Source organism: Pseudomonas marincola (genome assembly GCF_900116605.1).
Classification (GTDB): domain Bacteria; phylum Pseudomonadota; class Gammaproteobacteria; order Pseudomonadales; family Pseudomonadaceae; genus Aquipseudomonas; species Aquipseudomonas marincola.
This window is the reverse complement of record NZ_FPBC01000014.1, coordinates 89331-111543: the sequence shown is the minus strand read 5'-3', so window position 1 is coordinate 111543 and position 22213 is coordinate 89331. Positions and strand designations below refer to the sequence as shown.

Below are 22213 nucleotides of genomic sequence, written 5' to 3'. Positions count from 1 at the left end.
TACAATTACCCATCTTTTAAAACACATAAGCGCTAGAAAATCCCGATAGCGGATCGATCTCGAATTTTGGATCGTCTGGGTATGTCGCTCTATTACCCAAGTTGATCCGTACAAACAATGGCAAGGAGGTCTGCGGCCGCGCCCTGCTGACTAGGCTCATCAACGTGGAGTGAAGTTGCGTTTGATTGAGCCGGGTAAGCCCAACAGAACGCTTACATCGTGTTTTTAACGGCCATTTTCGTGATGAATGCCTGAACGACCACTGGTTCACCAGTCTGTCGCAGGCCAAGGTGATTATTGAGTCTTGGCGGCGGGAGCACAACGAAGGGAGACCCAATAAAGTACTCGGCGGATTAACTCCATCCGCCTTTGCAGTGCTACTGGCCTCAAAACCGTTACATTTACTCAGGACTCTAAAGCCAACTTCTATTGAAGGCGGGGGAGAGGTCGCCTGAGCAACACGAACAACCGGCTTTGCTCGACGGCTTGGTGGCTATTGCTGTTGGGTGTTTACGTCCTCCGCCAGCAACTCAGTGATGCAAAGCCCGCTCCTGACTCTATGGTTTAACGGTCGCAAGGCATTTCGATGGATTGTCCAAATGGACGATGCACGCCTCTAAATTTGGCTTAAAACTCAGTCATTGTTCCAGAATGCATGGTTGTACGAGCTGACCGATGAAAGCGATTTCTCTGATAACCCGTAAAACAGATACCTGTAGAGACACCTTTCGACGCTATTACGAAAATACGCATTGTCGATTGGCGATTAGAAATTTCCCCTATCAGCGATACACCCGCAACTACCTCAAGTCAGATGCCTTGGGACTCGACTTCGACTGCATTAGCGAGTTTCAGATGGCCAGCGATTTTGACTCCAGCAACATCATGCACTCGCGCTCGCGTAAGTTGCTGGAGGATGATGAACACCTGTTTATGCAACCAGAAAAAATTCGCGTAGCGAGAGCGGATGAAACCATATTGCTGGATCGGACTTGCGCCGAGTCGCCAGTGAGTTCTTCGCGTTACGCGCTGTTGTTCAAACGATGTGATATGGAACAATCGGAGTTTTGCCAAAGAGTCGAAGCTGCTGCTCAAGTAATGAGCTGGGATATAGGCACTCTGCAAAAACTGAGCTTGGACATGCTTAAGCCACTGGCAGGTGAGCGTTTTCCGTTTGATGCAATTCTGTGGATGCAGACGGTGACTGCTTGCATGACGCACCTGCTACCCGCTGGGGTGACCCCGGGGATTATCGGAGCTGTTGCTGTACATACTCACGCGACCTCTAGAAATGAGTTGCAGCAGGGTTTTGTGAAGTATCTTCCTTGAAAGACTAATAACAACAGGAGTCATCGAATGAAGTCCATTTCGCGGCGTAGTTTTCTCGCGACCAGTGGTGCCCTTGCAGGAGGGTTTGCCCTCCAGTTGCCCTTTTCGGCAGCTTCTGCAGCGAGCAGCAGCATGAGATTTGATGAGTACCGCCAACATGATGCAATTGCGCTGGCGGATCTGTTACGCCGTGGTGAAGTTTGCGCAGCAGAGTTGTTAGAAATTGCCATTTCACGCACCGAAGAGATCAACCCTTCGGTCAATGCTGTGGTGCTTAAACACTATGATGCGGCCCGTGAGCTAGTCAAAAACAGTAAACCCAATGGGCCTTTTGGTGGCGTGCCATTCTTGTTAAAAGATCTTGGCGTAAGCATGAAAGGCACAGTGACGACCAATGGTTCACGGTTTTTTAAGGATGCAGTTGCCTCACATGATGATCCGTATGTGCTGCGTGCACGTCAGGCTGGTCTGGTTATATTTGGCAAGACTCACAGCCCAGAGTTTGGCAACAATCCTAGCGCTGAGAGCACGTTGTTTGGTGATACCCATAACCCCTGGAATTTGGCGTACAGCGCTGGGGGCTCATCGGGTGGTTCAGCTGCGGCGGTAGCGGCTGGCATAGTGCCGGTCGCCCATGCTAGCGATGGAGGTGGTTCGATTCGTATACCAGCCTCTGCTTGCGGTTTGTTCGGGCTAAAACCAAGCCGTGGGCTGGTACCGATAGGTTCTGGAAGGGGTGAGGTGCGCGGTGGACTTGCGGCGCAGCACGTGATCAGCCGTAGTGTGCGCGACACCGCGGGATTACTGGATGCTCTCGCTTGGACAGACCTGGGTGCCGAGTTTGCCGCTCAGGCAGAAGAGGGAAGCTATTTAGCGCAGATGCAACGTGAGCCCGGGAAATTGCGCATCGCTGTGATGTTTGACCCACTGATGGGCGGCGTATTAGACCCGCAATGTCGGTTGGCGGTTAGTCAAGCTGCAGAGTTATGCAGTGGGTTAGGCCATAGCGTGGAAGAGGTGCGGCCAAGTATTAATCTGAGTGCTGCAGCTAAGGCTGCGGGTGTCATGAGCATGTTCAGTTTGGCGCAAACAGTTAATAAGCGGGAGCAGCAACTCGGTCGTAAGGTTACCGAAGCGGATCTGGAACCTGCGGATTGGCAGATGCTTGTCTGGGGCCGACAGTTGAAACAAGCCGACTACGACTCCGCCCACAACGCGTTACGTCGTGCTGGTAGTGATATGGCGGTATTTATGCAGAAGTACGATCTTATCCTCAGTTCAACCTTGCCAGATCTACCTCCGAAGCTTGGCGCGGTAAACATGAGCCTACCACTTGAACAGTACGGTGCTGCGGCAAGCCGGATGTCGTCGCTAACCACGGTGTTCAATATCACCGGGCAACCTGCCATGAGCGTGCCGCTGCACTGGAGCGAAAGTGGTTTACCGATAGGGATAATGTTTGCAGGGCGCTTCGGCGAGGAACGCACCTTGTTACGCATAGCCGCACAACTGGAGCAAGCGCACCCTTGGTTCAAGAACGTAGCGAATCTTTGAGGCGATAGTCTTTCAGGACGATGTCTGGCTATGAGGTAACGTTCATTGTGATTGGTGAATTAGTCAGGAGAGACAACATGCCAATCACAGCAGTTACCGGCTCAGCCTCAGGCATTGGTGCAGCGCTCTGCGCTCAGTTGCGTGAGGCTGGCCATAGTGTCATCGGTATCGACCGTGCGAATGCAGATATCAACACAGACCTTTCATCAGCGGAAGGTCGTCAGCAGGCGATCAAACAGATTATTGATCGCTGTGGTGGGCGGTTAGATAATCTGGTGTTGTGCGCAGGTTTGGGTGTCACCGCAGCAAATTGCGGGCTGATACTGGCAGTCAACTACTTCGCTGTCAGTGCTTTGCTCGAAGGTTTGGCTGACGCGTTGAGTAAAGGCAATAATCCTGCTGCAGTGGTCGTCGGCTCGGTTGCGTCGGTGCAGCCAGGGGTGGATGAGCACCCCATTATCGGACAGATGCTCGACGGAGATGAAGAGGGCGCTTTGGCAGCCTCTGGTGAGCTAAGTCCCAACTTGGCTTACGCCGGCTCAAAGCTTGCGGTCAGTATTCTTGTCCGGCGTAAAGTGCACGAGTGGGCCAAGTTTGGCGTGCGCTTAAACGTGGTTGCGCCAGGTGTCGTTGAAACGCCGCTATACAAGGCATCAACTGAAGACGCGCGTTACGGTGAAGCCACACGCAATTTTGTGGCACCGCTGGGACGGGGCAGTCAGCCGGCCGAGTTAGCCAATGTCATTCGCTTTTTGTTGTCTGCACAAGCCAGTTTTATGCATGGCACCGTGGTGTTTGCTGACGGCGGGATGGATGCGATGATCCGCCCAGATCGTTTCTGATCGATCATGCTCCTTGCTAAACAAAAGGCCCATTGCGGGCCTTTTGTTTCTCTGTGCTTCAGCGGCTAGTGTTCGTCAATATGCGCTGCTGATAGAGCCGCACCAATAGCAGTAGCGCGATCACAAGACTGCTGTTGGAGATCAATAATGCGTAGCGCAGTGACTCGGTACCGGTGGACTCTGCTAATGCGTCACTGGCCAGGCCGATAAACAGCGGACCCAAACCAACGCCCGCGAGCGTGGTGCAAATGGTTTGCATGGCCACAGCTGTAGCCCGCTCCCAAGGGTTAACCAGTTGTGTGAGCAGATTGAAGAGGGGCGCGACCCACCAGACGGTGAAGAACCCCATCAACGCACACCAAAGCATGGTCGTTGGCACTGGCATATTGGTAACGTAGAACGCGGTGCCAGTTGGCCAGAGTAGATACAGCACCATACACACCAGCGCGATACTTTGGCCAATGATGGGTATACCCAGTAGCCATTGGCGGTCAATGGCGGCTAAGCGATCGGTCAGCCAGCCGCTGAATAGTCCGCCAATAGTCGCGGTGAAGCCAGTTACAACACCTGCAAAGATTCCGGCATGCTGTAACGACAATCCGTGTGAGCGAATCAGGAAGCTTGTGTTCCACATGGCAAAAGCAAAGCCGCTAAAACTGAACAGTGCGCATGCGAAAATTAACAGCATATAAGGGCGGTTGCTAAGCAAGTGAGCAGCGGCTTCACGCATAGAGTGCATGGGTGGTGCTTTGGTTTGCGGCGCATCCCAATAACCACGTTGCGGCTCACGCACAAACACTCCTAGCACCGTTGAGACCAGCAAAACGAGTGTCGCAATCAGGTAAAAACCGCTGCGCCAGCCCCAGTTGTCGATAACCCAAGCACCTACACCTAAACCCACGATTGCTGAGACAGACGGCGCGCCGGTAAAAAAACTGATGGCCAGAGAACGTTGCTGTGCGGGGTACAGATCGGCAATCAAAGAAAACGAGGCTGGGGTCACTGGCGCTTCAAATACAGCCACCAGCATGCGTGCGAATACCAATACCCAGAAGCTTGTCGCCATACCGCAGAAAATAGTAGCGGTTGCCCAGAGTACCGCAGTCACAGTGAGGAGGTGCTTCCTTGAGATACGATCGGCTAAGCGACCGGCTGGGAGGCCCATTACCGAGTAGATAGCTGCAAAAGCCAGGCCGGAGATCAATCCCATTGCACCATCGGAAGCTGCAAACTCGAGCTTGATGGGCTCAATCATTACGGACATGATCTGACGGCCGAGAAAGAACCCAGCGTAGGCGAAAACCAAAACTGAAAGTACTCCGTGGGCACGCCAACCCAGCCCTGGGCTTTGCACTGCAGTGGACATATGTACCGCCTCCAAATGAACAACGGCCCCGTGAAGGAGCCGTTGGAAGTGCTGCGGCTGGATTAGCCCTTGCGTTGTTTGAGCAGCGTCAGTGCGGTGTCTTCAATCATGTCTTCTTGCCCACCGACCATACCGCGACGGCCCATCTCGACCAGAATTTCACGGGCTGATACGCCGTATTTTTTCTCGGCTCGTTTGGCAAACAACAGGAATGAGCCATACACGCCGGCGTAACCCATGGTTAGTGCGTCGCGGTCACTGCGAATCGGGAAGTCCATGATCGGCACAACGCGATCTTCAGCAACGTCTTGAATGCCAAATACATCCACCCCGGTTTCGATGCCCATGCGATCGCATACTGCAACCAGCACCTCCATCGGTGTATTACCGGCGCCTGCACCCAGGCCAGCACAGGCGGCGTCGATCCTAGTTGCTCCGGCTGCGATAGCAGCAATTGAGTTGGATACACCCATCGACAGGTTGTGATGACCATGGAAGCCGATTTCGGTATCAGGCTTCAGTACAGCGCGCAGTGCCTCAACGCGCGCACTGACATCATGCGGTAGCAAATAACCAGCGGAGTCGGTTATGTACACGCAGTTGGCACCGTATTCTTCCATGAGTAACGCTTGCTGAGTCAGCCCTTCAGGGCTATTCATATGCGCCATCATGAGAAAACCCACAGTATCCATACCCAGCTCACGCGCGAGGGTAATGTGCTGTTCAGATACGTCGGCCTCAGTGCAGTGCGTGGCGACACGAATGGTATTGACGCCAAGGTCTTTAGCCATTCGCAGGTGCTCAACCGTACCAATGCCGGGCAGTAACAATGCCGATACCTTGGCTTGATTGAGCAACGGTATCACTGCTGACAAGTATTCTTCGTCGCTGTGTGCGGGGAAGCCATAGTTGACCGAACTGCCACCCAAACCGTCACCGTGAGTGACTTCGATCAGTGGAATTCCGGCCTGATCCAGCCCTTGAGCAATGGATTTCATTTCATCCAGGCTGATTTGATGGCGCTTGGGGTGCATGCCATCGCGAAGGCACATGTCGTGGACGGTTATCTTTTTGCCGCGAAGATCCATGGCGTGCCTCCTTAAAGAGCAGTTTGTTTGAGCAGGTTTTCGGCGAACATCTCGGCGGTGCGTGCTGCGGCAGCCGTCATGATGTCGAGGTTACCGGCGTACTTGGGCAGGAAGTCTCCCAGGCCTTCGACCTCCATGAAGATCGACACCCGATTGCCGTCGAATACCGGGCCATTGACCAACTTGTAACCAGGTACGTACTTTTGCACCTCGCCAATCATCTGTTCGATAGAGGCGTAGATAGCCGCCTGGTCAGGTTCGCCTTCGACCAGGCAGTGCACCGTGTCACGCATAATCAATGGCGGCTCTGCCGGGTTTATAACGATGATTGCCTTACCTTGTTTAGCACCGCCCACTTGTTCGATTGCGCTGGCAGTGGTGCGGGTAAACTCATCAATATTCTTGCGCGTGCCCGGGCCGACAGACTTAGAGGCCGCAGTGGCAATAATCTCGGCGTATTCAACTGGCTGTACGCGGGATACCGCAGCCACCAGCGGAATGGTGGCCTGGCCGCCACAAGTAACCATGTTGACGTTGTTGACGCCCGCCTTTAGGTTGCTCAGCAAGTTAACCGGTGGGACGCAATACGGGCCAATCGCAGCGGGTGTCAGGTCGATCATCAGCACGCCCAGTGCGGTTAGCTTGCGGCTGTTTTGCTCATGCACATAGGCCGAGGTTGCATCGAAAGCAATACGAATCTCATCGCTCTCGATATGTGGCAATAGCCCGTCAACCCCTTCGCAAGTGACTTTAAGGCCCATTTCTTCAGCGCGCTTAAGGCCTTCTGATGTTGGGTCGATACCCACCATCCAGACGGGCTCCAAGAACTCACTGCGCATGAGTTTGTACAAAAGGTCGGTACCGATATTGCCGGGTCCGATCAGGGCACAGCGGATTTTCTTGCTCATAAGATTCTCCCTGAGTATCAGGCGGTAAAACGCAGGCTGGCAGTGCCCAGCGAGCTGATTTGCATTTCGAGATGGTCACCGGCAACCACTGGAACCAGAGGGGCGAGGGCGCCGGATAAAATAATTTCGTTACGCTGGAAAGGAATCCCCAGTTTGCCCAGAGTGTTCGCAAGCCAGGCAACGGCTGCACAAGGGTGACCCTGTACGGCTGAACCCAAACCGCTGCCAGCAGGTTGGCCGTTCTTGAGCATGGTTAACTCAACAGCAGCAAGGTCTAAAGTGCGTGGGTCGATTCTCTCTTCACCGAGCAAGAACACGCCGCATGAGGCGTTGTCGGCGACGGTGTCTTCAATACGGATTTTCCAATCCGTAATGCGTGAGTCGACGATCTCGAAGCACGGCGTGACTGCCGCTGTGGCATCCATCACGTCCTCGGCGCTTATGCCAGGGCCGACGAGGTCCTCCGCTAGAATGAACGCGATTTCACCTTCGGCGCGAGGCTGAATCAGGCGGTGTTCAAGCAGGCTCACATTTGCACCGTTGGGCACCTGCATACGGTCGGTGAGAAATCCGAAGTCCGGTTGGTGGACGTTAAGCATGTCCTGCACCGCTTTGCTGGTGACGCCGATTTTTTTGCCGACGACCATCTCGCCCAATGCTTCACGGCGACTCAGAAATCGCAGTGAGATGCGATAGGCGTCTTCAATGCTGATCTCGGTGTGACGCGTGGTGATTGGGGCAACGGTAGTGCGTTGCTGTAAGGCGTTAAACAGCTCATCGCCGAGCGCGTGAATCAACTTGTTGTCGAGTGCCATGCTTATTGTCCTTAGGTTGGGAATACGCTGGCTTCGGCTCCGCCATCGACTTCGATGATCTTGCCGGTCACCCATTTAGAAGCTGGTGTAGCCAGGTAGAGCGCAGCCGCGGCGATGTCTTGCACGTCGCCCAGACACTTCATCGGCGTATTGCCTTCCATGATCAGGCGGATTTCGTCGCTCATCACGCCATTAAGTGCGTCCGTCTTAATCGGTCCGGGCGCAATGGCGTTAATGCGGATGGTCGGGGCGAAGTCTTGCGCAAGCATACAGCTCAGGTGCGTCAATGCGGCTTTCGCGGCGGCATAACGGCTGAAGTTGCGCTGGATATATCGAGCCGCCCCCGAGGTAATGTTGATCACGTTTCCTTGGCCCGCCTCCGTCATGTGCGGTGCACAAAGCTGGATGAAGTGGTAAGCGCTGGTGACGTTAAAGTGCATGGAGTTATCGAACTCCTGCCAGCTCAGTTTCAACGGATGATTGGGGCCGCCGCCCCCCGCATTATTGACCAGGTGCGTGAGCTTGCCGAAGGCATTGATGGCCGCAGCAACGGCGGCTTCACGCTGACCAGCATCATTAACGTCGCAACTCACAGCGATGGCTTCACCGCCTGCTTGGCGAATTTCATTGGCGACTGCTTCAACATCGCCCAATGTGCGTGCGACGCATACAACCTTGGCACCGGCTTCGGCATACGCCAGAGCGATACCCTTGCCAATGCCTTTGCTTGCGCCGGTTATTAAGGCGACCTGTCCGCAAAGGGTAAATTGATCAATAAGTGGCATGCAGCCTCCGGTATGAGCTAAATGTTTGGCGAGTTCTTTTGTTCAGCGACCCATAAATCGGGGAGGCCTGGATCGGTGGCATGAATAACTCGCTTGAGCAGAATTTTCAGCGCTTGAGCGTCGCCTGCGCCGAGCTTTTCGGTTACGTCCTGTTCAACTGCTTTGGCCAGTGCAATATGTTCAAGCGAAGCTTCGCGACCGTCTGCAGTCAGCACAAAGCGCTGAACATCACCGTCCGCTTCGACGGCGATAAAACGCTGCTTTTCCAAAAACAGCAGCATGCTCTGGCTAACTTCACGACCGGTGTAGGACACAAATTGATTGATCTGCTCAAGTGTCAGTCGATCGCGGATACTGAGAACTGACAGAACAAAGAAAGCGTGTTCGTCGAGCTTGTGGTTTTGCAGCAAAGTGCGCAGGTAGGCTACCAGCTGGAAGTGCGTTCGACCGATCAGATAACCCAGCAGGTCTTCGGTGTAGCTGCACTCGGGTGGATATTCGTTGGCCGATGACAGCCGTACGCCTTCCCGCGGTTTGCGAGCGGTTAATGCATATTGACCGCTCTGGAATGCCAGTGCAGGTAGCTCGCTCTTATCAAAGCCAAGAACTTCACCGACAAAAATCACATGGTCGCCGCCTTCATACATAAAGGCGGTGCGGCATTGAAAACGAGCGGTAGAGTTATGCAGCAGCGGGATATCGTTGATACCGCGATCCAGCTCTATATCCGCAAACTTGTCTTCGCCGCGGGATGCAAAGCGCCCTGACAGGCCCTCTTGCTCAACAGACAATACATGCACATTCCAATGTTTGTTGCTGGAGAAGGCATCAAGGCTCAAGGCTGATTTAGCCAGGCTCCAGAGAACCAGCGGCGGATTGAGCGACACTGAATTGAAACTGTTGGCGGTCACGCCTATCGGTTCCCCTTGTGCGTTACGCGTAGTGATAATCGTAACGCCGGTGGTAAACGTGCTGAGCGCGTCGCGAAACGCTTTTGGGTTGAAACTGGCCATAGCAGTCATGATCTGTCTCGCAATTTATGCCGATGATGGACGCAGTATTGGTTCGCAAGACGGCGTAAACATCGTCTCTATGGACTAACGCTTATGGGCGCTTGATGGTCCGTATGGACGAGGATCGGCGGGGCCTGCAGGATTAGTGTGTGGCGCAATTACAAGAGCTACCCTGAGCCGGGTAAGGAGTGTCACCGTGGGTGCGTATCTGCAATCAATCGAGCAACTGAAGCCGCTGTTGGCTGAGCAACGTAATGCAACGAATCTCCACGGTGACGTTTCAATCGAAATTCGCAAGCAACGGATCCAAGCAGTAATCGATCTGCTGGTTGAAGAGCACGAGGCGCTCGCCCGTGCAATGGATGCTGACTTCGGCGGGCGCCATCCGGGCTTCAGTCTGATGAATGATGTTTTGGGCTCGCTGACCTCGCTCAAACATGCACGAGATAATCTTGCTCACTGGTTACCGAACCAGGCACGACAGGTATTCGCACCATACGATCAGTTGGGGGGTGAGGCGTGGGTGCAATTTCATCCTAAGGGTAGCGTCGGTATTATCGGTACCTGGAATGCGCCGCTGTTCACTTTGCTTAGCCCGTTGGCTGGCGCTTTTGCTGCAGGTAATCGCGCCGTACTAAAACCTTCTGAAATTACTCCGCGTACCGCAGAGGTATTGGCCAAGGCCATAGATGCGCGCTTTGATTCGCTGGAGTTGGCGGTGATATGCGGCGGTGTCGAGGTGGGGCAAGCATTTGCCAGTCAGCCATTTGATCATCTGGTGTTCACCGGCAGCACGGCGGTGGGGCGCGACATAATGCGGCGCGCTGCAGAAAACCTGGTGCCGGTAACTTTAGAGTTAGGTGGCAAGTCGCCGGTCATTATCAGTCGCTCAGCAGATATTCCAGAAGCGGCGCGTCGACTGGCCATTGCCAAGGGTACCAATGGCGGACAGATATGCATCTCACCCGACATTGTTTATGTACCGGTTGAGTTGCGAGAGCCTTTCCTGAGCGCATTTTGTGCGACCTACAGTGCGCTGTACCCAAGCGTTGAAGGTAATGCGGACCTGGTCAGCGTGATAAACCCGCAGCATTATTCACGCGTGCAATCGTGTATCGACCAAGCTGAAGAGCAGGGCGCAGAGGTGTTGCGTTGCCCGGACGTTTCAATGCCAGCTAGCGGACGTCGAGCGCCATTGTCAATTGTGCTCAATCCTCCGCGACTCAGCCGCATTATGCAGGAGGAGATTTTCGGTCCCGCGCTAGTGGTGCTCACCTATCAGGAAGTTGCTCACGTGGTCAGTGAAATCAACCTCGGTCAGCGGCCATTGGCGCTTTACTATTTTGGCACTGATGCCGTTGAACAAGATTGGGTATTGGCGCACACCTTGTCTGGTGGTGTGACTATCAATGATGCATTGATGCACGCAGCGATGGAAGATGCTCCGTTTGGCGGTGTTGGTGCATCAGGCATGGGCCACTATCACGGCCGTGAGGGATTCGTTGAGTTCAGCCATGCGCGCACAGTATTCAAAGCGCCTGCTTATGATCCAAGGGCAGAATGGGGCATGTTGGCGCCATACCACGCTGAGTTTAGCGAGGCCATGAAAGCGCAGATCTGCCGCTAAATTTCCCCCTATTACTGGCGAGTCACTCACTGAGCGTGAGTGACTCGCTTTGTCTTTTTGCTGAGCCATGAAAAGCAAGAAATACGCGCAGTTAGCGGTGTGGCAAGTACCTGACAGCCCTTCGAGTTTGTGCAGGTTCGATTGTTATTTTGATTAGTCCAGATTGACGATGAGTTGCCGGACTGGCCTTCAGATAATCAGTACAGCCCGCTTGTATTGTCGTGCGGAAAGTCTTCGGAGGACCCAAAGATGGTTGCCACTCGTGAAAGAACAAAAAAAGAAATCGAGCTGCTAGAGGCGGCGCGCAAGATGATACCTGCACTGCGGGCTCGCGCGGAGCAGGCCGACCGCGAGCTTAAAATCCCGGATGAAACCATTGCCGACATGCAGGAAGCCGGTTTTTTTCAGGTTATGCAGCCCAAGCGCTTTGGTGGTTTAGAACTGGATCCGCGCGCTTTCTATGAAATTCAAATGACCTTGGCTGAGGGCTGCATGTCCACAGCGTGGGTCTACGGCGTTATGGGTGTCCATCCTTGGCAGTTGGCGCGCTACCCGCTGGAGGCACAGGTAGAGGTGTGGGGTAGTGATCAGAAAACCCTGATTGGTTCAACCTACATGCCAGTGGCCAAAGTCACAGTCGTTGAGGGTGGGTACCGCATCAGCGGTCGCTGGGGATTTTCCAGCGGCAGCGAACACTGCAAATGGACCCTGCTCGGCGGTATTATTCCGGCCGACGCGAACGGTGAGGGCAGCGAGCATGGCACCTTCCTGTTGCCGCGCAGCGACTACAGCATAGAGCGCAACTGGGATGTGCTCGGTCTGCGTGGCACCGGAAGTCACGATATTGTCGTTGATGACGCATTCGTGCCACACCATCGTGTGCAGCGCACCAACAACACCAGTATGGAAGCCACACCAGGGCGGGCGATAAATACCAGCCCGCTCTACGCGATTCCATTCGCCCAGGTGTTCAGCCGCGCTGTTTCAAGCTCATGCATGGGCGCTCTGCAAGGTGCTATCAATGAGTTCAGCGCTAACGCTGCCAAGCATATCGGTAAACATGGCGCAAAGACTGCAGAAGATCCGGTGGCTCAAGATGTAGTGGCAGACGCTGTATTGACCTTGGATCAACTCAAGTTGGTGCTGGAACGCAACTTCGCGCATCTGTGGGATATGGCTGAGCGTAACCAGTTTCCGGATGTAGAAACCCGTCTGTTGTATCGCTACCAGTCGGCCTACGTAACCAATATCTGCGCCGAGAAGGTTAATCAGCTACTGCGCTGCATGGCGGCTTCTGGGCTCTATAACTCCAATCCGGTGGCGCGCACATTCCGTGATCTGCACCAAGCGCGTGGGCATATTTCCAACAACGTGGCGGCCTATGGGCGTGCGTTCGGCACTGTGCAGCTTGGTATGCCTAACCCCGATCCATACGTCTGATTTTGCAAATGGCGATTTCCGTTGAGTGACGGAAATTGGATGCGCAACTTCAACTGGCCAGCGAGCGAATCTATGCAAAACTCAAATCAATCTGTAGCCGAATATGATGTTGTCGTCGTCGGCTCGGGCGCCGGCGCCATGACTGCGGCAGTTACGGCTGCCGACCAGGGTCTAGAGGTATTGGTGGTCGAAAAGGCTGGCCAGTACGGCGGTACATCAGCGTTGTCTGGCGGGGGTATCTGGATACCCAATAATCATCATTTCAAAGCAATTGGTGGAAAAGACAGCGAGGAGCTGGCGTGGACTTATCTCAAGGGCGCAGTCGGTGACCGGGTAGACGAGCGTCGTTTGCGCGCCTACATGTTGCAGTCACCAAAAATGATTGCCTGGCTTGAGCGTAACACCCGCGTTCGTTATGCGGTTGCAGCCAAGTACCCGGATTACTACCAGCATCTGCCGGGCTCACTAGAAGGTGGTCGAAGCCTTGATCCCGAGCTGTTTGATTTGAGTCAGTTGGGTGATGAGCTGAGTAAGCTGCGCGAAGGTTCGCCTGGCAATATGCTCATGGGCAAGATTGCATGGACCGCCCGCGACGCGCACAAAGCCATGTCTAAAAGCACTGGCTGGCGGATGATGATTATCTGGATGCTGCTGCGCTACAAACTCGATTTCAGGTGGCGGAAAAAAACCGGCAGCAAGCGTGATCGGCGTACTGCATTAGGAAATGCACTGGTCGCGAGCCTGCGGGCTTCATTGATGGATCGCAATATTCCGCTGTGGCTTAACACTGACTTTCATGAGTTGATTGAGGAGCAGGGGCGCGTTTGTGCCGTTGTGGTCAAGCGCGACGGTGAGTTGCGGCGTATTAATGCGCGCCACGGTGTCATTTTGGCTGCCGGTGGCTTCGAGCAGAATCAAGCGCTGCGTGATAAGTACTTGCCGCAACCAACTCAAGTGGCTTGGAGTGCTACCCCTGCAGGTGCGAATACAGGTGCGGGGCTTGAAGCTGGGCAAAAAATTGGCGCAGCGACTGATCTGCTGGATTGGGGGTGGTGGGCCCCCAGCTTGCTGGTGCCCGGTGAAGATCGCGCCCGTGGCGTATTTGCTGAGCGCGCTTTTCCTGGCGCTATCGTTGTCAATGGGTTGGGCCAACGCTTCGTAAATGAGGCGACGCCTTACCTCGAATTTGTTGACGCCATGTACCGCGACAACGCCGCTACAGAAGGCAAATGCATTCCGTCGTGGGTGATTTTCGACAGTAAATTCCGCTTCAATTACGCCATGGGTCCATTAATGCCTGCGCAGATCATGCCCGACAGCCGTTTGCGCAAGACCTGGCTGAACAATGTCTACTTCAAAGCCGACACACTCGATGCGTTGGCTGAGCAGATTGGTATAGATGGTGCTGGCCTCAAAAACACCGTACAGCGGGTCAATGGTTACGCCAGAACCGGTGTTGACCTTGAATTTGAACGCGGCGGCAATGCTTTCGACTGCTACTACGGCGACAGCAATATCAGCCCAAATCCGTGCTTGGCACCAATGGAGAAGGGGCCTTACTACGCGATGCCGATGTATGCCGGTGACATTGGTACCAAAGGCGGTTTGTTGACCAACGAGCATGCGCAGGTCGTTCGCGAAAATGGCGAGGCTATTGCAGGCCTATACGCCATCGGCAATACATCCGCGTCTGTGCTTGGCACAGCGTACCCAGGGGCTGGCGGAACGCTCGGCCCAGCCATGACATTTGGTTATTTAGCCGCGTTGCATATTGCGCAACATCAAACGGTGTCAGTGTGAGCGGTCGTCTTGCTGGCAAGCTGGCCGTTGTCACCGGCGCTGCCAGCGGCATTGGTGAGGCGTGCGCGCGTCTGTTTGTCGGGGAAGGCGCATACGTCGTGATGACCGATCTTAACCAGCTAGACGGCGAGCGAATCGCCGATGAACTGGGATCGCTTGCCCGCTTTATTATTCAAGATGTCAGTGATCCGGACAGCTGGCAGCAATTGGCAGAGAACTTGCGCATACACAATCAAGGCTTGGATGTGTTGGTTAATAACGCTGGGATTTTGTTACCCGGTGATATTGAACAAACCAGTCTTGATACGTGGCACAGACTCATGCGCGTGAACGCTGACAGTGCATTTCTGGGCAGCAAGATGGCGGTGCAACTGATGAAAGACCGGGGTTGCGGGTCGATCATCAACATTTCATCTATTGCCGCATTGGCCGCCCGTGATGATTATCTGGCATACGGTGCCAGCAAAGGTGCTGTCGCCGCATTAACTCGCAGCGTTGCTGTGCATTGTCGCAAACGCAAGTATCGAATTCGCTGTAATTCTGTCCACCCAGATGGGGTGATGACAGCCATGACACGTAACTCATATCCGCAAGGTGTTGAGCCTGCAGCTTTCACTATTGATAGCGATCCGATGAATCGTGCCTGTTTGCCAGAAGATGTCGCCCATGCCGTGCTTTATCTTGCCAGTGATGAGTCGAGAGCGGTGAACGGCATTGAGTTGCGGGTCGACAGCGGGCAATTTGTGATGAGTATCTGACTATGAGCCAGACTTATATTTCTTTACCCGTCGCTGCTGTTATTCAGGAAACACACGACAGTTGCTCATTCGAGTTCAGTATTCCTGATGAGCACAAGACTAGATTCAAGTACCGCCCCGGGCAGTTCTTAACCCTTCGAATTCCCTTTGGGAATGATTGGCTGCCGCGTTGCTACTCGTTGTCCAGTTCGCCGTTCAGCCCTGAAAATTTGCGGGTTACGGTTAAACGTGTCGATGAGGGCCGTGGCTCCAATTGGTTGTGCGATCAGCTTAAGCCTGGACACACGGTCGAAGTGCTACCGCCCGCCGGAATCTTTGTGCCGCGCCATCTTGATGGAGATTTCATACTACTTGCGGGTGGCAGTGGTATCACGCCGGTGTTGTCGATTCTGCGTTCAGTGCTCAGTGAAGGCAAAGGACGCGTGAGGCTCATTTACGCTAACCGGGACGAGCAATCAGTGATTTTCCGTTCACTGTTGCAAGAGCTGGTGGCCGAGTTTGGGCCTCGCTTGCAAGTTATCCATTGGCTGGCCAGCGTTCAGGGGCATCCAACGGTTATTCAACTGGCTCACTTAGCGTCCGGATTTGATCGTGCGCAGGGTTTCATCTGCGGCCCTGGGCCGTTTATGGATGCCGGCAGCAAAGCGTTGCGCGAAGCAGGGCTTGAACACGGCGCAATTCATGTGGAGCGTTTTGTTTCACTCCCCAGCGAAAGTGAGCAGCCGCAAGAAACAATAGTGGCGCACGACAGTGCAGAGGCTACACGTTTAACCGTCGAGCTTGATGGCGAAACTCGCGAGATCGACTGCGAGCCTGGCGAGATTTTGCTGGCTGCAATGCAACGGGTGAACATGCAACCCCCGCATTCGTGCCTGGTTGGCTCGTGCGCTTCATGCATGTGCTCGCTGGTGTCGGGTGAAGTAGATCTGTTGCACAACGACGCCCTGGACGCACAAGAGCTGAGTGAAGGCTGGACACTAGCCTGTCAGGCCGTAGCGACCAGCGCCAAAGTTCATTTGCGTTTCCCTGATTGATAACCTGAAGAGAGCAACCTGATGGCTTCTGTGTTCCCAACGCCGGCTGATCTACCAGCCTCGATTCCGGCTCTGGTGTTGCGCGCAGCGCACATTCATGGTCAACGAGCAGCGCTTGAAGACGCGCAGCAAAGCATCAGTTATGCAGAGCTGCCAATGCGCATGTTGGCGGTCGCCCGCAGTCTGATGGCGGTAGGAATCAACAAAGGCGACCGAGTCGCAGTGTGGGCACCCAACTGCGTTGAGTGGGTGCTGCTAGCTGTTGGATTGCAGGCTGCCGGGGCTGTACTGGTGCCGCTGAATACACGCATGAAAGGACACGAGGCGGCAGATATAATTGAGCGCAGTGGCACGCGACTGGTGTTTGTACAAGACCAATTCCTCGGCAACGATTACCCGGCAATGCTTGCAGCTGTACGTCCGCAAAGTCTGGAACACATGGTAGTTATTGGGACTTCATATTTTGCCGACCAATGCCTTGATGAGTTTATAAGTGCAGGTGAGTCCATCAGCATCGAGCTTGCACAGAAACGGGCCGAGTCGATTAGTGCTGATGATTTATCCGACTTGCTGTTTACCTCCGGCACCACCGGTAAACCGAAGGGGGTGATGTATGCTCACGGTCAGAGTTTGAGGGCATTCAATGAGTATGTGCATATCATTGGCTTGGTACCGGGCGATCGATACCTGATCGTCAACCCGTTCTTCCATTCGTTTGGCTACAAAGCTGGCTGGCTCACCTGTTTACTCGGCGGTGCTACTATTGTGCCGCAGGCAGTGTTTGACGCCGATGATGTATTTCGCCGCGTAGAGCAGGATCGTATTACTATTTTGCCCGGCCCACCGACGTTGTATCTGTCGATGCTCGATCATCCAGGCTTGGCCACAGCGGATCTGTCAAGTTTGCGTGTCGCGGTCACTGGTGCATCCACGATCCCGCCGGTGCTGATTCGGCGCATGCGAGAAGAGTTGGGTTTCAAGGTCGTGACCACTGCCTATGGCCTTACAGAATGTGGCGGCCTGGCGACTATTTGCGACCCTCAGGACTCCGCTCATATTATTGCTGCCACCAGCGGTAAACCGATCCCCGGTACTGAATTGGCGATTCTTGATACAGACTCAAATCCGCTGCCTGCAGGTGAGCCGGGCGAGATCTGCTTGCGAGGCTTCCATGTCATGCAGGGCTACTTCAATAATCCGTCGGCTACCAGCGAGGCCGTCGATAGCGCGGGTTGGCTGCACACTGGCGATGTGGGCAGCTTAGATGCACAGGGAAACCTGCGTATCACCGGGCGCCTCAAAGACATGTTCATTGTAGGCGGTTTCAACTGCTACCCGGCGGAGATCGAAGCGGCCATTAGTGAGCATCCGGCAGTTGCCCAAGTTGCAGTGTTGGGTGTGCCCGATGCACGCATGGGCGAGGTTGGATGCGCTTGCATCGTGCTGCGTAAAGGCTGCAGTTTAAATGCTGCTGAGTTAATCGCATGGTCTCGTGAGCATATGGCCAACTACAAGGTCCCGCGTCAGGTGAAGTTTTATCCGGTGCTGCCGATGAATGCCTCGAACAAGGTCGACAAGCTGCAGTTAGCCCGAGAGTTAAGCGTTTAACTGTCTCAAATGTCACGCCGTAACGCGACTGTTAACCTTTAAGTATGCCTACTCCGTCTGGGGTAGGCATTTTTTTTGAGTGCGCGAAATACTGCCAGAACACATGCCGTGTCTATAAATAAAAACAAGGATCGCGCTATGCAAATACCCAGGTTTAAGGCACCTGTTCTTCACGTCAGGCTCAAACCTCTTGCACTGGCAGTCGCAACCTCGCTTACACCTGCAGTGGCATTAGCGCTGCCAAGTATCGAGTTTGAAAACGGCTTGAAAGTAGACTCTCAAGTCACTGTCAACTACACCTATTCCTTCCGAACACGCAGTCCGGACAGTCATTATCTGGCAGACATAAACAACGACGATGCCACGCGCAATTTTGAGCGCTATGCGCCGATCAACAACCGTGTCAGCGTGTTTGGCGAATTGCGGGTGCAGAAAGACAATATCGGTGGCGTGTTACGGGCCAGTGATTTTTACGATGAGGTCTATAAAAGCGATAACGACAACGATTCTGCCGCCACTGTAAACCGTGTGGTCAATACACCCGGTGATGAGAGTCGCTTCACCAGCTCCACCCGCCGCAACAGTGGCAGCCGTTTCCAGCTCCTAGATGCCTATTTATACGGCAACTTTCCTGTTGGCGAATCGCAGTATTTGTCACTTAATGCAGGGCGTCATCTGGTGGCGTGGGGCGAAAGTTTGTTCTGGCCGAACATCAGCCAGGGACAGGCGCCGGTTGATTCGACCAAGTTCAACGTTCCGGGAACCGAAGCTAAAGACGCCTATTTACCTGTTAATCAGTTGTCTTTCACCTGGTCATTGAACGAAAGCCTTGCACTTACGGGGTTCTACCAGCTTGAGTGGGAAGAAACGCTTCTCAATCCGGTCGGAGACTTCTTCGGTGGGGACTTCTTTGGACCAGGATCGCAGTTTTATCGGTTCGCGCCGGGAGTGATCAGTAACTTGCCTGATGCATCCTTCACAGTTGCCAACTCAACCCGCGTTCAAGACCCGCGTGATTCAGGGCAATGGGGGCTTGGTGCTCGTTGGAATCTAGACTTCAACACAGAACTTGGGCTCTATCATTATCGTTATCACGACCGTGTGGCATCGATGTTCTTCGACACCAGTGGCACTACGCAGTTTTCATCGCTGAGCAGTATTGATGATGCGGGATACGGTGCAGGCGTGCCCACGCTCAAATTTGGCTACTTCGAAGATCTCAAACTCACAGGCCTCAGCCTGACCTCGAAGGTTGGCGATGTGCAGATCGGTTCAGACCTGAGCCTGCGTGAGGGAGCCCCGGTTTATTTGAGCAACGGTGCTCCCACCACTGGGGATGTGCTGATGGCCAACGCCAACCTTGTTTACATCCTCGGCCCCAACGGCCTGGCCAATCAAACCACGCTAATGGGCGAGCTGGTTAACACGAGCATCCAGAGCGTCGACACGCTAACCGTTACTGGCGGTTTGCCGGGCGAAAATGGCAAGTTCGATGACTTTGTTTACGACGGTCAAACTCGCTCCGATACGTTGCTGGGAGTGGGCGCCTATCTCGACTTTCCTAGCGTGTTCAATGGTTGGGATCTGACCACTTCGGGCGTTTGGCAGCAGAACGTCGACGGCAGTGGCAGTCAGGGCTTGGGCCGCGATGAGAAGCGGCTGACGCTAGGCGCTACATTCAGTTACATCGGCAACCTCGAACTCGGCGCAACGTGGGTCAACTACTTGTCTTCGGCAGATCTGGACAAGGGTCGTACCCTTGCTGACCGCGACTATGTGTCCTTGAACGCCAAATACACTTTCTGAGGGAACAGTAATCATGCGAATACTTAAACTATTATGGATTGCTGCGTTGGTAGCGCAGAGCATTTTGCTTTCCAGCGCTGTATATGCGGCGGCAACGCCCGAAGAGATTGCCCGGTTGGGTAAAGATCTAACCTGTGTCGGTGCCGAGAAAGCAGGTAATGCCGATGGCAGCATTACTGAGTGGACTGGCAAATGGCTAGGCGCCCCAGAAGGTGTGAGTTTTGAGGGCACTGGCAAACACCCGATTGATCCGTATCCAAACGACAAGCCGTTATTTGTGATTACCGCGCAGAATATGAGTCAGTACGCTGATCGTCTTTCCGCAGGTCAAAAGGCTCTGTTTGAAACTTATCCGCAAACATACAGCATGCCGGTCTACCCGACTCGTCGTGACTTCCGTTTTCCTGAAAGTGTCTGCAAAGCCACGCTGGAGAATGCCAAGAACGCCAAGTTAGTGAGTGATGGGGAGGGCGTAGAGGCAACTACCGGTGGCATGCTGTTTCCCTTCCCGAAAACAGGTCTGGAGCTGATGTGGACCTCATCGTTCTTCACCTACCGGCCATGGACCGAAGAGTATGTGTCTGACAACGCCTACGTCATAAGTAATGGCACTATCAACTGGGGTCGTGTTCATTCGAAAAATCTGGCGCCTGGCCTAGAGCCGGGGCGTATCGGTAAAACTGAAGGTCAGTCGTCTTATTACCTGAACGAAACCCTGCTGCCACAACGCGATCGCGGCGAGATCAATACCGGCATGGAGTTCTACAACCACACCACCGAGCCTCGTCAAAGCTGGCGCTACGACCCAGGAACACGCCGCGTACGGCAGTCGCCGGAATATGGTTTTGACATGCAGTTTCCCGGCACCGGTGGTTCGATCACCGTCGACGAAGTGCGCATATTCAATGGTTCCGGCCAGCGCTTTAACTGGACCATTGTCGGCAAGAAAGAAATGTACGTGCCCGCCAATGCCTATCGTATTCACTCACCGGATATCAAATACGCGGACCTGCTGCCACCGTTTCACGCTAATCCCAAATATATGCGGTACGAGCTGCGCCGCGTCTGGGTGCTGGAAGGTGACCTCAAGGAAGGTTATCGCCACCTTTACAGTAAGCGCCGCATGTATGTAGATGAAGATACCTGGTTGATGATAATGGCCGACAACTACGACGCCCGTGGTGGTCTGTGGCGCACTTCGATGATCAACTACTTCTACGACTATGCGGCCAAGACTTGGCAGGCGGGCGTCGGTCTGTATCACGACTTGGAAGCTAAAAGTTATCTGGCATTCAACCTGATTAACGAACAGGCGGCGGGATACAGTCTGAATCGAGGTGATCTAACACCGCGTGACTTTGGTCCAGAAGCTGCGAGAAGAGCGGGTCGCTAGAACTCCGTGCACGTTATGACAAAGCCCCGTCGATTAAATTTGGCGGGGCTTTTAGTGTTAGGGGTAAGTTGTATTTCTGGTGTTCTGGCTAGTTACAGTGCGCACTCATAGTGGGTCAAGCCACTACCGAAACTCGGGAAGGAGGAAGAGGTTGTCGGCCATAGGCTGGATATGTCTATGAGGGCGGGGGGGGGGGGGCGAGCAGGCAGAAACAGCCGTTCTTAACAGAAGTGGTCAATAGCCCACCGTTACTTACATACCCTTGAACTCTGGTCTGCGTTTTTCCAAAAATGCCTGCATGCCTTCTTTCTGATCCTGCGACGCAAACAGCAGCGCATTAGCTTTACGTTCCATCGCCAGCGCGGCATCAAGGGAGGCATCCATACCCGCTAACATAACCTCTTTGATTTGCTCGGCTGCCAGGGGCGGCATTTGCGCAATGACTCGCGCTTGTTCCAAAGCAGTCTCGGCAACTTGAGCGTCATCCACCACCTCGCTTACCAATCCTGCAATGCAGGCGTACTCAGCGCTTATAGGTTTGCCTGTTAGTGCCATTTGCATTGCCTTGGCTTTGCCGATTGCACGCACCAGGCGCTGTGTGCCGCCAATGCCGGGCATGATGCCGATGCGAATTTCCGGTTGGCAGAATTTGGCGCTGCGGCCGGCAATGATGATATCGGCATGCATGGCGAGCTCACAGCCACCACCATAGGCGTAACCGCATACCGCGGCAATTACCGGTTTGGGGCAATGTTGAATGGGCGCCCAAACGCGTTCGGTATGGCGCTGCAAAATCTCGATTGGGCCGACGCCGGCCATACTCGATATATCGCCACCCGCTGCAAAAACCTTCTCGCTACCTGTCAGCACAATACAGCGCACTTCAGGGTCGTTGCTTAGCTCGGTAAAGCGCGCAGATAACTGTGCCTGCAATTCAAGGCTCAGGGCATTACTGACCTCGGGCCTGTTAAGGGTCAGGCGCGCAACGTGTGCGAGGGGGAAGTCCAATAACAGCGTCGGCAAGGTCATGGCTTTGGCAGGTTCCAT

The 22213-nt window shown here is 54.1% G+C and carries 18 protein-coding genes and 1 pseudogene; 12 read left to right on the top strand and 7 right to left on the bottom strand.

Translation table 11 applies throughout. The features are described 5' to 3' along the window. Window positions 1-92 precede the first annotated feature (92 nt). The 4 genes and pseudogenes from BM395_RS19150 to BM395_RS19135 form a co-directional block, all read left to right on the top strand. A pseudogene (locus tag BM395_RS19150) lies at window positions 93-455 on the top strand (integrase core domain-containing protein); the annotation flags it as partial. 220 nt (window positions 456-675) lie between these two features. Next, window positions 676-1329: an EthD domain-containing protein gene (locus BM395_RS19145; RefSeq protein ID WP_090514933.1), complete on the top strand. Its 654-nt coding sequence runs from the start codon at window positions 676-678 to the stop codon at window positions 1327-1329. Between the two features lie 27 nt (window positions 1330-1356). Then, on the top strand, window positions 1357-2883 hold the full coding sequence (locus BM395_RS19140) for an amidase (RefSeq protein ID WP_090514930.1): 1527 nt from the start codon (window positions 1357-1359) through the stop codon (window positions 2881-2883). Between the two features lie 77 nt (window positions 2884-2960). Further along, window positions 2961-3725, top strand: a complete 765-nt coding sequence (locus BM395_RS19135; protein WP_090514928.1) for an SDR family oxidoreductase — start codon at window positions 2961-2963, stop codon at window positions 3723-3725. 58 nt (window positions 3726-3783) lie between these two features. On the opposite strand, the gene BM395_RS19130 is transcribed toward BM395_RS19135, so the two are convergent. From BM395_RS19130 to BM395_RS19105, 6 genes are all read right to left on the bottom strand, one after another. Continuing rightward, on the bottom strand, window positions 3784-5091 hold the full coding sequence (locus BM395_RS19130; protein WP_170860630.1) for a spinster family MFS transporter: 1308 nt from the start codon (window positions 5089-5091) through the stop codon (window positions 3784-3786). 62 nt (window positions 5092-5153) lie between these two features. Further along, window positions 5154-6179, bottom strand: coding sequence for a 4-hydroxy-2-oxovalerate aldolase (gene dmpG / locus BM395_RS19125; protein ID WP_090514925.1), 1026 nt, complete (start codon window positions 6177-6179; stop codon window positions 5154-5156). Window positions 6180-6190: 11 nt separating this feature from the next. After that, a complete protein-coding gene (locus BM395_RS19120) occupies window positions 6191-7087 on the bottom strand; it encodes an acetaldehyde dehydrogenase (acetylating) (protein WP_090514923.1) in 897 nt (298 codons plus the stop codon). Between the two features lie 17 nt (window positions 7088-7104). Further along, window positions 7105-7902, bottom strand: coding sequence for a fumarylacetoacetate hydrolase family protein (locus BM395_RS19115; RefSeq protein ID WP_090514919.1), 798 nt, complete (start codon window positions 7900-7902; stop codon window positions 7105-7107). A gap of 11 nt (window positions 7903-7913) precedes the next feature. Then, entirely contained in the window at window positions 7914-8687 is a 774-nt protein-coding gene (locus BM395_RS19110; RefSeq protein ID WP_090514916.1) for a glucose 1-dehydrogenase, read from the bottom strand. Window positions 8688-8704: 17 nt separating this feature from the next. Then, a complete protein-coding gene (locus tag BM395_RS19105; RefSeq protein ID WP_090514913.1) occupies window positions 8705-9709 on the bottom strand; it encodes a flavin reductase family protein in 1005 nt (334 codons plus the stop codon). A gap of 187 nt (window positions 9710-9896) precedes the next feature. Between BM395_RS19105 and BM395_RS19100 the strand changes: the two genes are divergently transcribed. From BM395_RS19100 to BM395_RS19065, 8 genes are all read left to right on the top strand, one after another. Continuing rightward, window positions 9897-11327: a coniferyl aldehyde dehydrogenase gene (locus BM395_RS19100; protein ID WP_090514909.1), complete on the top strand. Its 1431-nt coding sequence runs from the start codon at window positions 9897-9899 to the stop codon at window positions 11325-11327. Between the two features lie 249 nt (window positions 11328-11576). Next, entirely contained in the window at window positions 11577-12767 is a 1191-nt protein-coding gene (locus BM395_RS19095) for an acyl-CoA dehydrogenase family protein (RefSeq protein ID WP_090514906.1), read from the top strand. A 72-nt stretch (window positions 12768-12839) separates the two neighbouring features. After that, the gene (locus BM395_RS19090) at window positions 12840-14567 is read left to right on the top strand and encodes an FAD-binding protein (RefSeq protein WP_090514956.1); all 1728 of its coding nucleotides are present in this window, start codon (window positions 12840-12842) and stop codon (window positions 14565-14567) included. Continuing rightward, window positions 14564-15325, top strand: a complete 762-nt coding sequence (locus BM395_RS19085) for an SDR family oxidoreductase (RefSeq protein ID WP_090514903.1) — start codon at window positions 14564-14566, stop codon at window positions 15323-15325. The genes BM395_RS19090 and BM395_RS19085 overlap by 4 nt, the downstream gene beginning before the upstream one ends. 2 nt (window positions 15326-15327) lie before the next feature. Further along, complete coding sequence (locus BM395_RS19080) at window positions 15328-16359, top strand: ferredoxin--NADP reductase (protein WP_090514901.1); 1032 nt, start codon at window positions 15328-15330, stop codon at window positions 16357-16359. Window positions 16360-16380: 21 nt separating this feature from the next. Next, window positions 16381-17967: a FadD3 family acyl-CoA ligase gene (locus tag BM395_RS19075; protein ID WP_090514898.1), complete on the top strand. Its 1587-nt coding sequence runs from the start codon at window positions 16381-16383 to the stop codon at window positions 17965-17967. A gap of 138 nt (window positions 17968-18105) precedes the next feature. Then, window positions 18106-19773, top strand: a complete 1668-nt coding sequence (locus BM395_RS19070; protein WP_090514896.1) for a DUF1302 domain-containing protein — start codon at window positions 18106-18108, stop codon at window positions 19771-19773. A 13-nt stretch (window positions 19774-19786) separates the two neighbouring features. Continuing rightward, window positions 19787-21166, top strand: coding sequence for a DUF1329 domain-containing protein (locus tag BM395_RS19065; RefSeq protein ID WP_090514893.1), 1380 nt, complete (start codon window positions 19787-19789; stop codon window positions 21164-21166). Window positions 21167-21418: 252 nt separating this feature from the next. On the opposite strand, the gene BM395_RS19060 is transcribed toward BM395_RS19065, so the two are convergent. Next, entirely contained in the window at window positions 21419-22213 is a 795-nt protein-coding gene (locus BM395_RS19060; protein ID WP_425287647.1) for an enoyl-CoA hydratase, read from the bottom strand.

Excerpts from the sequence above, each read along its gene's own strand:
- BM395_RS19115 (WP_090514919.1), bottom strand. The coding sequence starts at position 7,902 with ATGGCACTCGACAACAAGTTGATTCACGCGCTCGGCGATGAGCTGTTT.
- BM395_RS19060 (WP_425287647.1), bottom strand. The coding sequence starts at position 22,213 with ATGGAACCTGCCAAAGCCATGACCTTGCCGACGCTGTTATTGGACTTC.
- BM395_RS19080 (WP_090514901.1), top strand. The coding sequence starts at position 15,328 with ATGAGCCAGACTTATATTTCTTTACCCGTCGCTGCTGTTATTCAGGAA.
- BM395_RS19095 (WP_090514906.1), top strand. The coding sequence starts at position 11,577 with ATGGTTGCCACTCGTGAAAGAACAAAAAAAGAAATCGAGCTGCTAGAG.
- BM395_RS19090 (WP_090514956.1), top strand. The coding sequence starts at position 12,840 with ATGCAAAACTCAAATCAATCTGTAGCCGAATATGATGTTGTCGTCGTC.
- BM395_RS19105 (WP_090514913.1), bottom strand. The coding sequence starts at position 9,709 with ATGACTGCTATGGCCAGTTTCAACCCAAAAGCGTTTCGCGACGCGCTC.
- BM395_RS19140 (WP_090514930.1), top strand. The coding sequence starts at position 1,357 with ATGAAGTCCATTTCGCGGCGTAGTTTTCTCGCGACCAGTGGTGCCCTT.
- BM395_RS19145 (WP_090514933.1), top strand. The coding sequence starts at position 676 with ATGAAAGCGATTTCTCTGATAACCCGTAAAACAGATACCTGTAGAGAC.
- BM395_RS19070 (WP_090514896.1), top strand. The coding sequence starts at position 18,106 with ATGCAAATACCCAGGTTTAAGGCACCTGTTCTTCACGTCAGGCTCAAA.
- BM395_RS19065 (WP_090514893.1), top strand. The coding sequence starts at position 19,787 with ATGCGAATACTTAAACTATTATGGATTGCTGCGTTGGTAGCGCAGAGC.
- BM395_RS19075 (WP_090514898.1), top strand. The coding sequence starts at position 16,381 with ATGGCTTCTGTGTTCCCAACGCCGGCTGATCTACCAGCCTCGATTCCG.
- BM395_RS19135 (WP_090514928.1), top strand. The coding sequence starts at position 2,961 with ATGCCAATCACAGCAGTTACCGGCTCAGCCTCAGGCATTGGTGCAGCG.
- dmpG (WP_090514925.1), bottom strand. The coding sequence starts at position 6,179 with ATGGATCTTCGCGGCAAAAAGATAACCGTCCACGACATGTGCCTTCGC.
- BM395_RS19130 (WP_170860630.1), bottom strand. The coding sequence starts at position 5,091 with ATGTCCACTGCAGTGCAAAGCCCAGGGCTGGGTTGGCGTGCCCACGGA.
- BM395_RS19120 (WP_090514923.1), bottom strand. The coding sequence starts at position 7,087 with ATGAGCAAGAAAATCCGCTGTGCCCTGATCGGACCCGGCAATATCGGT.
- BM395_RS19110 (WP_090514916.1), bottom strand. The coding sequence starts at position 8,687 with ATGCCACTTATTGATCAATTTACCCTTTGCGGACAGGTCGCCTTAATA.